Raw genomic sequence first — 17,683 nt, 5'->3', positions numbered from 1 at the left:
AACTGTTTCAGAAAACCATCTTTTAATTAATTATGACCGCACAATTAGATCCAAATGTTTTGGCCAAAGTGAATACGTGGCTTAACGGCGATTACGATATCGACACAAAACAGTCGATTCAGCAATTGATTGACGAAGAGAATGATACTGAACTTACTGATGCATTTTATAAGGATCTTGAATTTGGAACTGGTGGTTTACGTGGATTAATTGGTGTGGGTTCAAACCGGATGAACCGGTATACGGTCGGCACTGCAACGCAGGGTTTGGCAAATTATCTTAACAAAGCTTTTCCAGATCAGGAAATTAAAGTGGCTATTGCCTACGACAGCCGTATAAAATCGGATGAGTTTTCTCAGATCATTGCGGATATTTTTTCCGCAAGCGGGATCACGGTATACCTTTTTGACGGGCTTCGTCCGACACCTGAACTTTCTTTCGCAATTCGCCAATTGGGCTGCCAGAGTGGAGTTGTGGTAACTGCTTCTCATAATCCAAAAGAATATAACGGATATAAGGCTTACTGGAACGACGGTTCTCAGGTTGTTGCGCCGCATGACTCCAATATAATTGATGAGGTTAATGCCATCAAATCGATTGACGATATTAAATTTGAAGGTGATCCTTCAAAAATAATCAAAATCGGGGCTGACATTGACGAAAAATATCTTGATCATATTTTGTCACTTTCGATCTCAAAGGATGCGATCGCACGTCAGAAGGATTTGAAAATTGTATATACCCCATTGCACGGAACTGGGGTAACGCTGGTGCAGCCGTTATTGGAGAAAATGGGTTTCGAGTCTGTAACTGTTATTGAAGAACAGGCTGAACCAAATGGTAATGGCCAGTTTCCAACGGTGGTTTACCCTAATCCTGAGGAAAGTGAAGCCATGTCGATGGCCGTAAATAAAGCGAAGGAAATCGATGCTGATCTTGTATTGGGGACAGATCCTGATGCGGACAGAGTGGGTATCGCCGCGAAAAACCATCATGGAGAAATTCAGCTTTTAAATGGTAATCAGACAGCAAGTGTATTGATTTATTATTTGCTGAACGCCTGGAAAGACGCCGGGAAATTGACTGGAACTCAGTTTGTCTGCAAGACAATCGTGACGACGGATCTTATCGATAAAATGGCTGCGTCCTACGATGTGAAATGTTACAATACCCTAACCGGTTTCAAATACATCGCTCAGGTAATTCGAGAAAAAGAAGGTATCGAGCAGTTTATCGGTGGCGGTGAAGAAAGTTATGGTTATCTGATCGGCGACGCTGTTCGTGACAAAGATGCGATTGCTTCCTGCGCTATGATCGCAGAGCTGACGGCTTATGCAAAAGACAAAGGTTTGAGCCTTTTTGATATGTTGATTGAAATTTACAAGAAGTTCGGATTCTATTACGAAGGACTTATCTCATTGACGAAAAAAGGTAAGACCGGCGCAGAGGAAATCCAGCAAATGATGGCAGATTTCCGTGCTAATCCGCCAAAAACATTGGCTGGTTCGGACGTTATCCGCATGGATGACTACAAAGCTTTGACCACAACTGATTTCACTACGGGAACTACGACTTCGATTCCTTCTGGTGAAATGGGTATTGAATCGTCAAACGTACTTCAGTTCTTTACTGTTGATGGTACTAAATTCACTTGCCGTCCATCAGGGACTGAGCCGAAAATTAAATTCTACGTGGGTGTTCGTGCTGAGCTTGAAGGTAAAGACGAATTTGACAGCGTGTATGCAGGATTGAAAGATAAGGTGAAGGCAATTGGTGAAGAATTAAGATTGAAATAATTCCTGAATAAGAATTTGAACAGGAGCTGTCATTTTTGGCAGCTCTTTTTTTGTGCCTTACTGATGATTTTTAAGTCAGATGAAAGCTTTTACAAAAGATGAAGTAATACCAGTAGTTACTTTATTTATATTTTGTAAATAAATTATTACATTTATTCAGAGTAAAAGATTTTCTTAGCCTTGGTAATAAAAACTAATTACTATTTATGATGAAAAAAATACTTCACAACAAATTCTTGATTCTTCCACTCGTCCTTTTTCTATGTGTCAGCAGCCTTATGGCTCAGACTGTTACCATTTCAGGAAAAGTTACTGATGATACAGGGTCTGATATTCCGGGTGCGAATGTTAACGTAAAAGGTACCTCTCTGGGAACAACCACCAATGAAAAAGGAGAGTATTCATTGTCTGTACATACAGGAGGAACTTTGGTTTTCAGTTTTATCGGGTTCAAAAAAGTTGAAGTCAATGTCGGAAATCAGAAAGTCATCAATATTAAACTGGAATCTGAAGCTTCTGAACTCAACGAAGTAGTCGTTACGGCATTGGGACAAACACAGGAAAAACGGGCAATTGGATATTCGGTCCAATCTGTGAAGGCGGAAGAGATCAGAAATTCTGGTAATCCGAACGTGGTTGGAGCTTTGCAGGGAAAAATTGCCGGTGCGATCATTACAGGATCTGGCGGCGCGCCTGGTGCCGGTGTTAATATCGTGCTTCGCGGCGTCACGTCACTGAGCGGCGGCGCGGATAATCAGCCATTATTTGTTATCGATGGTATCATCATCAGTAACTCCACGAATGCAGGAAATCCGCTTCCCAGCGCGGGAAGTAATTCTCCCGGAGCTTCTGAACAATTTGCAAATACGAACCGTGCGGCAGATATAAATCCGGATGATATTGAAAGTGTATCGGTTTTGAAAGGCCCGGCTGCGACCGCGCTTTACGGCCTTCGGGCATCAAACGGAGCCATCATCATTACTACAAAAAGGGGTAAGTCAGGAAAATTAAACGTCTCTGTTTCGTCTTCCGTGGGTGTAGACGTTTTGGGGAAATCACCCGATATTCAAACGACATTTTTGCAGGGAAGGTTAGGTGAATTTATACCACTTGGTCCTGGTCGTACGCCTTATCAATCCTTTGGTCCGGTACTTGACCCTCAAAATAACACAGACAAGATCTACGATAATTTCCGTGATTTTTACCGTACGGGTATCCGCAATAATAATAATGTGACGCTGACGAAAGGTAATGAAAAGGGCAATATCTACGTCTCGCTCGGAAATAATACGCAGAGCGGGATTGTGCCAAATACCAATTTTTACCGACTTTCCGGAAAGGTGGCCGGTGCTTATAATGTTACGAAAAATTTTAATGTCTCGGCCTCATTTAACTATATCCGTTCTGGTGGCAAGCGCCCGCCCGCAGGTGACAAGTCTATTTTTAGTGCGTTAGGTTATTGGCCGAATACGTATGATGTGAATGACTATCTGAATCCGGACGGCACGCAGAAAAATATCCTTCCTGGTTTTACAGATAATCCCAGATATCTGGTTGAGAAAAGTCCGCGTGTTGATAAGATAAACCGGTATATATCAGACGTTACTTTAAACTATAAATTCACGGACTGGTTGTCCGCAAAATATCAGCTCACCTACGATACTTATCACGAAACCCGTAACCGCCAGGTTGACAGTACTTTTGATGTCGGTATACAGGTTAAGGGCTTTTTGATCAATGAGGAACTTAACTTTCGGGAGTTGAATTCTAATTTGTATCTGACTGCTCAAAAGAATTTCAATGAAAACTGGACAGGTTCAGTGATGGTTGGAAACGCAATTGTCGATAGCAAGCGGCCGGATAGTTATTACATTCGTGGAGAAAACTGGAATGCGCCTTTTACCAATGACATTTCGAGCTATCAAAATCAACAGAAAAGATTTTATTCCCCGGCACAATTCAGGATTGTCAGCTTTTTTGCAGACGCAAAACTGAGTTATAAGGAAATTTTATACCTGAATGCGACGGTAAGAAATGACATCGTTTCGGTTCTGCCCAAAGCAAACAGATCCTTTGTTTATCCATCCTTTAACGCAGGTTATGTTTTTACGGAACATCTGGCAAAAAATAACTTTCTGTCCTACGGGAAACTTCGTGCTTCCTGGGCACAAGTCGGAAAAGCGACTACGCCTTATTTGATCGGTACGTATTACGATATCACCGACAACTTTCCTTATGGAAATACAACGCCGGGTTATAACCGAAGACTGACCGCCGCCGATCAGGACCTGAAACCAGAACGGACGACGTCAATCGAAGTAGGCACTGAGCTTCGATTTTTCAAAAACCGGCTTATGGTGGATGCGACTTATTTCACCATGGATAGTAAAAATCAGATCGTTCAGGCTCCGGTATCCAATGTGTCCGGATTCTCGACCTATTTTACAAACATCGGTTTGATCAGAAATAAAGGGGTGGAATTATTGGTTACGGTAAAGCCAATCCAGGTAAAAAATTTCTCCTGGGATATTGCTGTAAACTGGGCGAAACTTTCCGGAAAAGTGATTGAAATGCCTGACGCTTTGCAGGAAATTTCCTATTACGACAATACCGTCGGTTCCCTCAAAGTGCGTGAGGGCAGCAGGATCGGTGATTTGTGGGGATATGACTACAAACGTGCTGCCGACGGCCTGATGCTGATCAATGCGACGACGGGTTTTCCTGAGACCAGTACAACACTCACGCAATACGGCAACGCTCAACCAGACTGGATCGGCGGGCTGACCAATACGTTCAACTACAAAGGTCTTTCACTTTCTGTACTGATGGAATGGAGGCAAGGTGGCGACGCCATTGATTTGGGGGAAAGAAACGCGCTGCGAAGCGGATCTATAAAACTGACGGAGCGACGTAATGAGCAGGTTGTTTTTAAAGGTGTGGTGCAGCAAACGGACGGATCGTTGGTTCCAAACACCAAAGCCGTTTATCTGGACGATTCATTTTACAACCCGTCTACTTCGACTCGTTTCAATGGGTGGTCTCAGCTTAATATTCAGGATGCTTCCTGGTTTAGAATCAGAACGGCCACTTTGAATTATTCCTTGTCTAAAAAACTGCTCGGTAATTCACTTTTCAAAGGTGGCGTTCGGTTTAGCCTTACAGGTACTAATTTATTCCTGAATACGCCTTTCCGCGGTTATGATCCCGAAGCACTTACTTTCGGTTCAGGAACAAATCTCATCGGTTTTGTGGGTAGAAATAATCCGTCGACCCGCAGCTTTCAGTTTGGTGTCAATATTAATTTCTAAAACTGATCAACAACCGAATTCATCTTAATTTTCCTGATTATGAATAAGATAAGAAAAATATATTTACTCCTGATCTTTGTTTTGGTGACCATTGTTTCAGGCTGCGATAATTTCCTGGATGTCAATGTAGATCCAACTTTAAAACCCGACGCAACGGTTCAGGAATTGTTGCCGACCGCACAGTTTTATACAAGCGAAGCCAGTTATCAGCAGGCCTTTTTTGCCTGTCAATATGCCCAGCAGATCAGCAGCAATCTTGGTACAAATGGGACAGACACTTATGCAGAGTCTGAAAATGCTACGGGTTGGTCAAATCTTTATCTGTATGTAATTCCACAATTGAATGCAATCATCCGCAAAGGCCAGACCGACGACATTCCCGGATATGTCGGTATTGCCAAAACCTTACTTGCTTATAATTTAGGCCTTGCCACTGTCAATTGGGAAAATGTTCCTTTTTCAAACGCAGATCAGGAACCAAAGAATTTCCAGCCAGCTTACGATGCGCAGCAGGAAATTTATACGACAATTCAGCGGTTACTGGACGAAGGAATCGTAGAACTGGCTAAAAATTCCGGCACAAAACCGGGGACGGATGATTTGATTTATAGTGGCGATCTGGTAAAATGGACCAGGCTGGCATACTCGTTAAAGGCTCGTTATCTTATGCATCTTTCAAATAAAAACCCAAAACAAGCAGCAGAAAATGCTTTGGCTGCTTTGCAAATGGGAATGATGAGCAACGCAGATGATTTCCAAATGCCATACAATACCAAGAATTTGAGTCCCTGGTATAGTCGGGTAGCTTTGGCAAATAGTACTGGAAATTTGTCTGTCACGTATGGAAGTACTTTTGTGGATCTGATGAATGGAAAAGTTCAGACGATCACAGACCCGCGCTTGACAAAAGTAGTGACATTAAAAACAGGACAAACAACCTATAACGGCGTATTTCCCGGATCAAACCTTGGATCCACTGTTGACTTCACCATCAGGTCCTGGCATTCCTCTGTGACGTCGCCAATATTAATGATGACCTATTCTGAGGTGAAAGCGATCGAAGCAGAAGCACGGTTTTTGGCAAACGACGGAACATTATCTTCGAAAGGAGCGACCGACGCAGCCTATACTGCTTATTTGAATATTGCTCGTTCCAATATGACCAAGCTCGGTGTCGCGGAAGCGGATATCTCGACATATCTGGCGGCCACTTCTGTAAACGTCGGTGCCAATGAGTTGACTTTGTTAAATATTCTGAGAGAGAAATACAAGGCGATGTTTCTGATCGGAGATATCTGGACAGATTTGAGGAAATATGATTACTGGGATTTTCCACTTCCTCAAAATATAAATCCCGACCTGCAGGGCCGAAGAATTCAGCGCATGAGGTATCCGTCGTCAGAATTAACGAGAAATACTGCGAACGCGGAGGCTAACCAGAAAACCCCGGCGACGCCGATGTGGTTTGTTTCGAAATAGTTTTGCTTGATAACTTTCAAATATTAATGATATGAAGAAAAATATTAACATCCTTTTCCTTGCGTTGACATTTTGTTCGGGTATTTTTCTCACGAGTTGTTATGAAGAACCTGATTTGATCAGCGAAATTTCTACAAGCGTCGGCAAGGTCGCGCAGGTTTCGGTTGTATGGCTGGGAACCACAAGGACTGTTTCGTCAAGCAGTGCTGTTGTAACGGGTTTAACGGTTGATGCCGGAGCGACGACAAATTTTAACATCGAGTTCACGTCAGAAATTCCGATAAAAGAGTTCAAAGTGTATTATGCGGCAACGTCAACGGGAGCACAAACTTTGGTGACGACAATTCCGGCAGGAACTCAGAAGTATGATGAAGTGCTTCGAAATTATGTCATCTCTGTTCCTGTCACAGCGCAGGAAACCAAGGGTACGACGCGGGTTTTCTTCGCAGAAATTATTGGAGACAATGGCCTTGCGTCAATCAAAAAATCGGCTACGCTTACGACGAATAAGTAAAATCTGAAGTTTTGTAGCATACACAGGTCTGACTAACGACGTTTAAAATTCCAACCGGAGAATTAATTCCCGGTTGGAATTTTCTTTTGCAACAGACTCTCAACATTATTGGTATCAGGATGAAGATTCCAAACTCCTCATTTATCTTTGGGGATGAATGCCTCTAACCGCTTAGTTATCCGTGCTATAATGTTTCGTAATTTATTTTTTTTCAAGAGCGTATTTTTGTCCGTTTTAATCTTTGGCTGTGCAGTATCCGTTTCTTTCTCGCAACAGGGTGGTGCGGTTATCCTTACCGGCAAAGTGACAGATGGAAAAACCGGAAAACCGTTGCCGTTCGCGAATGTTTTCGTCAATAATTCGACTATTGGAACAAACGCCGACGAAAACGGAAATTACAAACTTACCGGTCTTACCATTGGAAGTATTGAAATGGCTGTGTCGTTTTTGGGTTATGAAACGATTAAGCAAACTTTAAGATTTGAGCAGCCGGGTATCAAAACCGTCCAATTCAAATTAATTGAAGGTATGCAGCTGACCGGCGTTACGATTTATTCCAAAAAGAATAAAAAACGTGAAAAACATCTGGCGATCATTACCAGAGAATTACTTGGGAAAACGCCGTTTGCAAAACAATGCAGAATACTCAATCCGGAGGTTTTAAAAATTTCTTTGGATGATAACCGACATTTAAGTGCACAAACCACTGCTCCGCTAATTATTGAAAATAATGCATTGGGTTATAAAATCCACCAGGACCTTGACGATTTTGATTATTTCGAAGGACGGGTTTTATATGGCGGAAGCACGCGTTTTGAATTACTTAAACCAAAAGACGAAGCGCAGAAAAAATTGTGGCGCGAAAATCAGAAAATTGCCTACGCCGGTTCGCTGAAACATTTACTGGCCAGTATGGTTGCAGACAGTTTATGGGAGGAAGGATTTAGAGTATACCAGGAAATTCCGGATTCGATGCGCATGTTCAGATCGGTCAGAAGCGTAAACGGTTATAACACGATCGCCAATAATATCCATAACAGGATAGAGCCGATTTTAGGTAATCGTTTGATCAAACCAGGAGAATTAATGACCGAACGACTGGTTGTTTCTAAAATGATGCTGGAAGTTTTTTTTACCAAAAAGAAAGGAAGCTCTCCTTATTCTGATATGCCTTATGCTTACACGCAGATCAAATTTCCGCAAGGATATTGTGTGATCACGCCGCAAGGTTGGGTGGTTATGCCCATGGGTTTCGAAATCGCAGGTTATCTGGGAAATGACCGATATTCAACCTTGCTGCCTGCGGACTGGAAACGAAATTAATGATCAATTGTTAATGCTGGCTGACTTAAAAGGTTGTTTAGAAGTTAATTCACGGGAGTGATTTTCAATTAATCCTTAACCATTATTTCTTCAGCAGTAAAACGAAGGGTAGATATGAATTCCAGTTGGGTTTGAAATTGTCCTGATTCAAAAAACCTTTGGAATAATTTCCGAGGACGATATCTGTATCGCCATCTCCGTCAATATCTTCTGCGTCCATACAAATCCAACGCCCGGATTCACTGATCGGAAGGGCGTTCGGGGTGAAATTCGGAAACTTAGTCTTGTTGTTTTGTTCAAAATAAAGAAAACTTCCGGATGGATTATTTTGAAAATCAGCAAAGAATGCAATGGTAGCCAGGTCGATATCCCCGTCCTGATCAAAATCTTTGGCAATAACTTTCGTTGCACCGTGAATAGGGTAGAAGTATGCCTGTTCGAAATTCAGATTCCGTTTTTTTAAATCTCCTTTATTAAGAAATAGGTATAGTCCATGATATGGTTTAAGGATTCTTGAATAATCGCTATTATCTCCTGCAGTGTAAATGATATCCAGTTTTTTGTCCATATTGATGTCGGCTAATTGGAAGCTGCTGGAACCATAAACTGGCGGAAATCTCAATACATTTTCCGAACTGAATCCACCTTTTTTATCATTAAAAAAAATCCATATTCCTTCGTCTGCATGCGCAAATAAAGCCATAATATCCGGCCAGCCATCTTCGTTAAAATCCCCTGTAATTGCCTGAGTCGCACCTGCAACTTCCCGGATTGGAATTTTCTCAAAAGTTCTATCTGATAATTGTTTGACAAGATAAAGTCCACCCTTGTTGTGTCCAAAGCCGCAAACGACATAATCAATTAACCCGTCCTTATTAAAATCAGCATTTATGGTTGAGATCGGGCGAATAAAATCAGACGAAATAATCTTATCTCCGCCATTTCCATCTGTTTGAAATAAAGTACCGCTCGGAGAATCATAGGCCTTCATCTCACCGATCAACGTGATGATCTTATTATTTTTTGCAAAAGTAATATCAACAGCTGGGGAAAAAAGTTTGGTAGAAAAGGAAGGTTTTAAAGTCTGATCCCATTTTATCAGATCAGGAATTTCTGCGCTGCTCGTATATATCGCATGCTCAGATTTGTTAATTGCAACCAAGGTTGTTGTGGCAATTTTTGAAGTATCTGTTTTTGGAATTTTTAATGTAAAACCTGCCCAGTCGTGTAACGCCGCAACAGGAGGTTTTACTTGTGCGATCGTTACAGGGGCAAGTGAATCGTAATAGGCAATAATTTTCAGCCAGTCACTGTGTGATATCGTAGATTTTTCATTTTGAAAATATTTATTTCCCTGCCATACTTCAAGCCCTAATTGCTTCGCCATCGCTGGCAAAACCTGATTCTTCCAGGTTTCTTTATCAAGTAACCCGGGATCAACACCCAAATGGCAGGTGCTGCAATACTTCACAGACAATTTCTCACCTTCTAATATTTCACCTGTAAGCTCAGGTTTTTCGCTCTCATTTTTTGAATCACAGCCCATCAATAAAATACCAGAGAAAACGAGTGTCAGGCAAAGAAAAAGCAGTGAGCTCGGGCGCATTGGAAGAAATATTTTATCAAATATCAACAAAAAGAGGCAGTCGTGAAACTGCCCCTTCTTGCTGATTAAAGTTTGTTACTGATATCCTGGATTTTGTTTCAAAGACGACACCCCATTTCTGGTACTCAAATCAATCTGAGTTTGTGGGATCGGGAAATATTCATTTCTGTTTTTAATGAATTTTCCGCCACTCACATCCGGAGTGATTTTACTTTCGAAGGCTACATAGGCATTCAATGCTTGTTCAGCAATGCCCCAGCGTGACAGGTCAAAGAAGCGATGGCCCTCCATGGCAAGCTCAACTTTGCGTTCAAAATAAATTGCTTTCAAAGCTCCGTCTTTACCTTTTGCAGCAAAAGATCCTGCTGGATATTCAGCGATTTTATAATTACTAGCCGGCGTTGTTGTGTAACCTCCCATAGGTTTTGTAGGATCGGCATAGGTATAGACCCAACTTTCAGGTTTTGCTGCGCGAGCACGAACTTTGTTGACATATTCCTGTGCTTTTTCCAAACTTCCGGCCTGCGCCTCAGCTTCTGCAGCCATTAGCAAGACATCTGCAAAACGGATGATTTGAACATTGATGGCTGTTCCCGGAGCCCAGGAGTGCTGATCAGAATATTTATCCTGCGTTGCCTGGTAGTACATGTTTTTCTTTGGAGAATATGGACCTGCATACCCTTGATCGCGAATCCAGTCCTGTCCAGGGTGTGTTCCCCAGTCAAGGAACGGAATACCGCGACGGCCAACTGTCCAGTCGATACGTGGGTCCAGTGGAACAGAAGCGTCAGGCGTAAAAGCGGCATCAGATTTTACGCCCATATCATTTTTCAAGGTAGTATTATTATAGGTGTCTACCAAAGGAAGGCCATTTGCATCTGTCTGGAATGAATTTGCGAGGTCAAGACTTGGCTGATAAAACCCACAGCAACGGAAAGGAGAGTTGTATGGAAAATTCAGCATACCACCAGTATTTGCGTTATCAATGGTATTCGTTCCGTCATTTGCTGCCATTTGAACCGCGAAAACTGATTCAGCAAGATTTTTCTGAGCAGCGTCAAAGTTGTCCTGATACTTTGGCAAAAGATCATATTTCAATCCGTTGCTAGTTACGCCGGAACTAATTACCTGATCAAAAACTGTTTTCGCATCAGTAAATTTTTTCTCGTACAAATAAGTTTTCCCCAAATAAGCAGCCGCAGCCCACTTATTTACTCGACCCACTTCTGACTGGGTCGCCGGAAGATTATCCATAGCAAATTTGAAATCAGCTTCGATGTTTGGCCAAATGTCTGTATCATTTGGTACCATCGCAGGATCCACAGTTGTTTCGTCAACCCAAGGAACCATGTTAAACATCTTCTTCAGCTCAAAATAATAATGTCCGCGCAGGAATCGTGCCTGTGCAGTGAAACTTACTTTCTCCGCGTCCGTCATACCGGAAGTGACGAGCGGAACAAATTTTAGAACTGTATTAGCCCGGTTGATTCCTTCGTAAACAGCTTTCCATTTACTATTAAAAAAACCATTACTAGGACCATGACTATAAATCATGATTGAGTTAATCCCAGGCTGGTCAGCTCCATCACTGCCTTTTTTTGCATCACCACCTGCGATACTACCATAAATCCAGTTGTCTGCGGCTGCATCCCATGCACTAGCTGCACCAACTCCGTTTCCGTCGAGGGCGGCATATGCGCCTACCAGAAGTCCATCGACTCCTGCCTTTGTACTTAATTGAGCATCACTCAATGCCCCTAATGCTGGTTTATCAAGGAAACTGTCCTGGCAGGCGTAGGACATTAATCCGAAGGCAACAACTAACGCTATTTTCGAAAATCTTAATTTTTTCATCTTTTTTCTGTTTAAGGATACAGTAATTAGAATGTCAGATTTAAACCGATCAGGAATTGACGTGTGTTTGGATAAACACCTTCGTCAAGACCAAAGGCAGTAGAACCAGCAACCTGGCTTTGTCCAACTTCCGGATCAGGGCCTGAATATTTGGTGATCGTAAACAGATTTGCTGTTTGAACATATACACGAAGTCTTTCAATTTTCAGGCTCTGTGTCAAACTCTTTGGCAAGGTATAACCCAGCTGAGCATTTTTAGCGCGTAAGTACGATCCATTCTCTACATAGTAAGAATTTGGAACGTTTGTCGTACTGAAAGAACCTGTGTTTTCCTGAATTGGGGCGGTTGCATTCATGTTTGTCGGAGTCCATGAATCATATAAGGCGGTATTGCTTTTCGCTCCCTGGAAATTGGTATAGAAGTCGTTCCACCATTTCAGGTTATTCCATATTTCGTTGCCTTGTACACCGTAAAAGAAAATACCAAAATCAAAGTTTTTGTAGTTCGCACCGATGTTCAAACCATAACTGAATTTTGGACTTGGATTACCAAGGAAAGTACGGTCATCAGATGTGATGATCCCGTCGCCGTTGATATCCGCATACCGGAAACGACCCACTTTAACTTCGTTTTGGTAAACTGCGTCAGCGTTCCCTGATTTTTCGATAGCGCTTGCGTTTGCCTGATCGATTTCCTGTTGTGTATTCCAGAAGCCATCTATCTGGTACCCGAAGAACTGACCGATTGAGTGCCCAACTGCATTTCGAATAATGTTACTACCGTTGAACCTACGACTTTCCTGATCAAAATATGTAGCTCCGTCCGTGATCTTTTTGATCTCGTTGTTATAAGTTGTTAACGTTACTGTCGCATTTAGCTTGAAATCTTTTGTGATGTTCTTCTCAGCATAAATCGACATGTCAATTCCCTTATTTGCCATTTTACCAATGTTTACAGCTGGTGCAGTTCCTTGTCCAACCGTTCCGGCCAGTTCAGGAGAAAAAAGCAAATCATTGATATTTTTTTGGTAGTAGTCAATGGTTAAGTCAACTGCGCCATTGAATAAAGTTGCATCGATACCAATGTTTGAGTTGATATTACTTTCCCATTTAGCATTTGGATTTCCAACGCGCGTTCTCTGAAAGCCCTGCACGGTGCTGTTTCCCGTTCCACGGATGTCATAGAAGGAATTGCTTCTGTTCAGTCCGTATGTTGTGAAAGCATTAGCCGGGTTAACGTTGAACTGGTTACCCATAATACCATAACCTCCACGAATTTTAAGATCTGAGATCCACTCAACCCCTTTCATGAAAGCTTCTTCTTTTACTCTCCATCCTGCACTTATAGCTGGGAACCAACCAAATTGGTTTGTGAAACGTGACGATCCATCACGACGTACTGTGGCGCTGAACAAATAACGATCTTTGAAATTATAGTCGATCCGCCCAATGTATGAGAATAACGCGTCTGAATATTTTGCACTATAGTTAGTTGGCGTTCCTGAACCGGTTGACAAAATTGTATAGTTTGGATCAAAAGAGAAATAGTTCTGAGAAGTACCACCCACTTCGCGTCCTGTGCTTGTATAAGCTTCGGTGCCCGCTAACAACTTGATCGAATGAATGTCGTTAAAAGTATGTTCGTAAGACAGAGTGTTAGTCCATGTCCAGTTGAAACCCGTATTTGTGTATTCGGTGTAAGCGTTTGTCGTTACGTTTTCAGCATTTTCCCACTCTGGATAAGCAAATGAATTTCCTCTTTCAGAATAGTAATTACCACCAAAGCTTGAACGCACAACGAAGTCTTTAAGGAAATCAACTTCGGCAAACATATTTCCGAATACACTGTTGTTCAGTCCAACATTGTTGCGTGCACGGTCGCGAATAGCAACCGGGTTTTTAGCATTACCCAGACCACTTCCGAATGAACCTGCATAATTGCCCTGAACATCATAAACCGGAATGATCGGTTGCATACGATAGGCCATACCAATTGCGCCACCTTCTTCAAGAATCGTGGATCTTGGATTGTTCACCAATGCCAGTGCAATGTTTTCGCCCACACGAATGTGCTTGCTTACATTATATTGACTGTTTGCACGAACCGTATATCTTTTCAGATAAGTGTTCATCAGGTTTCCCTGTTGGTTAAAATGGTTGAATGAAAACATGTAACTTCCACCCGTTCCGCCTCCGCTCACTGACAAGTTATGGCTTTGGATTGGAGCATTTTTAAATATTTCATGGAACCAGTCCGTACCTTGTTTGTTTGCTTTTACGATTCTGTAAAAAGAATCCATATCAGCTTTGTCCGTATAATTCGGGTTTACATAATATTTGGAAAGATCAACTGAACCTTCACTCATACCTGTCGGAACGATATAGTCTGGTAAAACAGGAGTTGCTCCACTTCCGTATTGTGGATCATTGATCGCAACGCCAGAATTTTTTAGCGCCAGAAATTTAAGGTCGGCCATTCCCTGAGAGGATAGCGCGTCATAAACATTTCCTTTCTGAACTGTCTGCGATCCATAATACATATCGTAGCTAACCTTCACTTTTCCTGTACCACGTTTTGTCGTAATTACAACGACCCCATTCGAGGCACGAGAACCATAAATAGAAGCAGACCCAGCATCTTTCAAAACCTGCATTGTAGCAACGTCATTTGGATTGAGGTTGTTGATATCCTGCGTTGGTACACCATCCACAACATAAAGCGGGGTGTTGTTACCAAATGAGTTGATACCACGGATACGAACCTGCGGAGCCTGGCCGGGCTGACCAGACGTTAGAACTGTTACACCTGAAGCACGACCCTGCAACTGATTTGAAAGGTTTGAATTAGCCTGCTCCGTAAGTTCAGCAACTTTCACAACCGAAACAGCACCAGTCAGATCCTTCTTTTTAGCAGTACCATAACCGACAACAACGACTTCACTTAATAGTTTTTCGTCCGTCGTAAGTATAACGTTTGCAGTGGTTTGGCTTGCCGTAACTTCGACATCTTTAGAACTGAAACCAACGAAACTGAATGTCAAAGTTACATTTCCGTCGGGGGCTTCAATCTTGTACGATCCCTCGCCATCCGTGTTTGTTCCACGTGAGCTGCCTTTCACGACCACTGAAACACCTGGAAGACCTCCTCCGCTGCCATCAGTGACCATACCGGAAATAGATCTTTCAAGTGCCTGGGGTTTAAATTTCTGAGGAGAAAGATCTTCTGCCTGTGATTTGATACGTTTCAGAATAATCTGTTTTCCTGAAACCTCGTAAGCTAAATCCAAAGGAGTTAAGATAATTTTTAACGCTTCGCCGAGTTGCTGCTGCTGTAGGTTTATTGATATCTTTCTTTCAGTTTTTATTAAACTAGAGCTGTAAAGAAACTTTACTTTTACTTGTTCTTCTATGGTATTCAGCACCTTGCGAACGTCCTGATTCTTCATCTGAAGTGTTACGCGGTTGTTCAGAATTTCCTGAGCCTCGCTTACCCGGGCCATGGAAATAGTCGACAGAAGTGCTGCAATAATGAGTTGAGTACAACTGAATCTCATAATGATCTGCCAATGAGCATAGTTAGGATACAATTTTTTCATAACTTTACTTAAGTTTTGTTTAATTGGAAAAAATGGGCAAAACAAATCCTCCATCCGTTTGGAGCGGATGTAAATCGAATTGGGGATTTTACTGATCGGGTTGGTGATGGTGCAAACATCATCAACCTTTTTTTTATTTATAATCAGGTCATAGTGAACAGGTTATAGTTTAAGGTTAGAAATAATTGGTGATTTATTTATTTTAGAAAAATATCGCTAACGGCAACCTCTGCCAGAAATGACTACACGAGCATCCACAACTTCAAAGCTCGCCTCAACTCCCTTACATATCAAATCAATCTTCTCGTAAAGATTCTCGTTGGAAAAAGATGCTGTTAAAAGACAATTGCCGAATAGCTCCTCGTCATAAACGATATCAATGCCATAAGTCTGTTCGAGATTATTGAAGATTTGGGAGACTGAAGCATCCTCGAATGTTAACATAGGTGCTGGAAGAACCGATGACGCGATTATTTCAGGATACTCGACCAATGATTTTTTTATTCTGATCTCTTCCCTTGAAAATAGTATTTTTTGATTGGGTGTGATGATCACTCCACCAAGTTCAGAATTTGATTGGTTCAGTTTTGCGTCTTTATCGGTTCTGGCAAAAACCGACACTTTACCTGTTTTTACCGCTACTTCAACTTCCTCAGCGCAGTCAAAAGCTTTTATTGTAAAACTTGTTCCTAAAACTTTGCTTACAAGCTCGTTGGCATATACAAAGAACGGACGGTCCGGATTTTTAGTGACCTTGAAAAAGGCTTCTCCTGATAGATATACTTCTCTTTTGCCATTGTTCTTAAAATTTTTTGGATAACTGATAATCGACGCCGGTTGCAAAACTACACTGCTTGAATCCGGCAGTATGATGGTCTGAACTTTAGAAGTTTTGTTTTTAATTTGGACAAGAGGTGACTCAGACTGTGAAATCAATTCCCTGTAGGTAAACGATCCGTTATCGTCATGGATAGTCCTGGAAAACAAGTTTAACATTAAAAGCAACATGGCAGCTGACGAGATAGCGATTGCCACCCATTTTGAAATCATTCTTCGGGCAAGAATGCCTTCTCTTTCTTTCCGTACTTTGATGATTGATAGCAGGTGTTCAACTTTTTCATCCGAAGGAAACTCTTTTTCCAAATCATTCCGAAGTTCAAGCAAGATGCATCGGGCATTCGAAACCATTTCTGACCTTTCAGGGTATTGCATCAAAAAATCTTTCCAGAATAGATCACTTTCATAATTTGGTTCAAAGACCCATGTTTTGAATGCGTCATCTTCAAGAAAATCAGTTACTTCGTAATGATAGTAACCCATATTGATAGAATTATTCTGTGAAAAAATTAAACAGGTCTTTTGTATAGAAGAGGAACCTTGCTTTGTTTTTAACTCACTTGAACGGGAATATTTTTAAAAAAATAAAAAGAAGCTAACGAAAAGTAGGGATATAGTAAGTTGGCGTAATTTTAGTACGGCGCGTTGGATCAGATTTCGGACAGATTGCTCATTGATTGTCAGAATCTGCGAGATTTCTTCGTAGCTGAAATCCTGGTAAAATTTTAACATCAAAACTTCATATTGTCTGACAGGTAGATTTTTTAACCATACGTTCAACTCGTCTTTCTGCCTTTGAGAACTTTCGGCTTCAATCATTTCGTATTCTTTCGGAAGGGAAACTGGGTGGATACTGTCATCCCAATAGTCCCAGTTCTGGCTATTTCCGTGAACGCCAGTTTGGAACTTATAAATCCGGCGGCGAAGTGATCGAAATAGGTAAAATTTTGGAGATTCAACATCTGCAAGTTTCGAACGTGTCTGCCATAAGTCTATAAATAAATCCTGCACGATATCTTCCACAGCCTCTTCGTCCGATATCAGCTTTTTCCCATAAGCATAAAGAACACGTACGTATTTCTGATACAATGTGGTAAAAGCATTTTCGTCGCCTTGCTTGAAAGCCTGCCATAACGCGCTGTCCTCTCTAATTCTAGAAGCTGATATCAATCCGTCAGATATTTTATTTTCCAAAAGTATTAAAAAATATAAGAATTGAACAATTTCATGCCTCCTACTTAACGGATATTGTCATTTGTTTAGCATATATTGATAATTAAATTGAAGTTACAAAATTTTAATAATAAATATAAAAATATCCTGACTTAATTTACAAAAGTTACTTAATGGACGATGCGTGTTATGTTTTT

10 protein-coding genes are annotated in these 17,683 nt (G+C 41.5%); 5 read left to right on the top strand and 5 right to left on the bottom strand.

Annotation, left to right across the window (positions count from 1 at the left end):
* Positions 1–32 precede the first annotated feature (32 nt).
* The 5 genes from AC1XUO_RS01230 to AC1XUO_RS01210 all read left to right on the top strand — a co-directional run bounded on the left by AC1XUO_RS01230 (position 33) and on the right by AC1XUO_RS01210 (position 8,420).
* Positions 33–1,796 (top strand): phospho-sugar mutase, encoded by a 1,764-nt coding sequence (locus AC1XUO_RS01230; protein WP_483327939.1) that lies wholly within the window; start codon positions 33–35, stop codon positions 1,794–1,796.
* Positions 1,797–2,002: 206 nt separating this feature from the next.
* Positions 2,003–5,104 (top strand): SusC/RagA family TonB-linked outer membrane protein, encoded by a 3,102-nt coding sequence (locus AC1XUO_RS01225; protein WP_483327938.1) that lies wholly within the window; start codon positions 2,003–2,005, stop codon positions 5,102–5,104.
* Between the two features lie 39 nt (positions 5,105–5,143).
* The gene (locus AC1XUO_RS01220) at positions 5,144–6,583 is read left to right on the top strand and encodes a SusD/RagB family nutrient-binding outer membrane lipoprotein (protein ID WP_483327937.1); all 1,440 of its coding nucleotides are present in this window, start codon (positions 5,144–5,146) and stop codon (positions 6,581–6,583) included.
* Positions 6,584–6,614: 31 nt separating this feature from the next.
* A complete protein-coding gene (locus tag AC1XUO_RS01215; RefSeq protein WP_483327936.1) occupies positions 6,615–7,097 on the top strand; it encodes a hypothetical protein in 483 nt (160 codons plus the stop codon).
* Between the two features lie 225 nt (positions 7,098–7,322).
* Entirely contained in the window at positions 7,323–8,420 is a 1,098-nt protein-coding gene (locus AC1XUO_RS01210) for a carboxypeptidase-like regulatory domain-containing protein (protein ID WP_483327935.1), read from the top strand.
* 82 nt (positions 8,421–8,502) lie between these two features.
* Here the strand turns inward: AC1XUO_RS01210 and AC1XUO_RS01205 are convergent, their stop codons facing one another.
* The 5 genes from AC1XUO_RS01205 to AC1XUO_RS01185 all read right to left on the bottom strand — a co-directional run bounded on the left by AC1XUO_RS01205 (position 8,503) and on the right by AC1XUO_RS01185 (position 17,507).
* Complete coding sequence (locus AC1XUO_RS01205; protein WP_483327934.1) at positions 8,503–10,026, bottom strand: FG-GAP repeat domain-containing protein; 1,524 nt, start codon at positions 10,024–10,026, stop codon at positions 8,503–8,505.
* 75 nt (positions 10,027–10,101) lie between these two features.
* Positions 10,102–11,880, bottom strand: a complete 1,779-nt coding sequence (locus AC1XUO_RS01200) for a RagB/SusD family nutrient uptake outer membrane protein (protein WP_483327933.1) — start codon at positions 11,878–11,880, stop codon at positions 10,102–10,104.
* Between the two features lie 26 nt (positions 11,881–11,906).
* Positions 11,907–15,476 carry a TonB-dependent receptor gene (locus tag AC1XUO_RS01195; protein ID WP_483327932.1) on the bottom strand — a complete coding sequence of 1,190 codons (3,570 nt, stop codon included), beginning with the start codon at positions 15,474–15,476 and terminating at the stop codon, positions 11,907–11,909.
* A gap of 216 nt (positions 15,477–15,692) precedes the next feature.
* The gene (locus tag AC1XUO_RS01190) at positions 15,693–16,796 is read right to left on the bottom strand and encodes a FecR family protein (RefSeq protein ID WP_483327931.1); all 1,104 of its coding nucleotides are present in this window, start codon (positions 16,794–16,796) and stop codon (positions 15,693–15,695) included.
* 93 nt (positions 16,797–16,889) lie between these two features.
* On the bottom strand, positions 16,890–17,507 hold the full coding sequence (locus tag AC1XUO_RS01185) for an RNA polymerase sigma factor (protein WP_483327930.1): 618 nt from the start codon (positions 17,505–17,507) through the stop codon (positions 16,890–16,892).
* Positions 17,508–17,683: the final 176 nt, after the last annotated feature.

The sequence above is a fragment of the Dyadobacter sp. HNCC25DJ186 genome (assembly GCF_056895235.1).
Note: the sequence above shows the minus strand (reverse complement) of the source record. Positions and strands in the feature narration are given on the sequence as shown.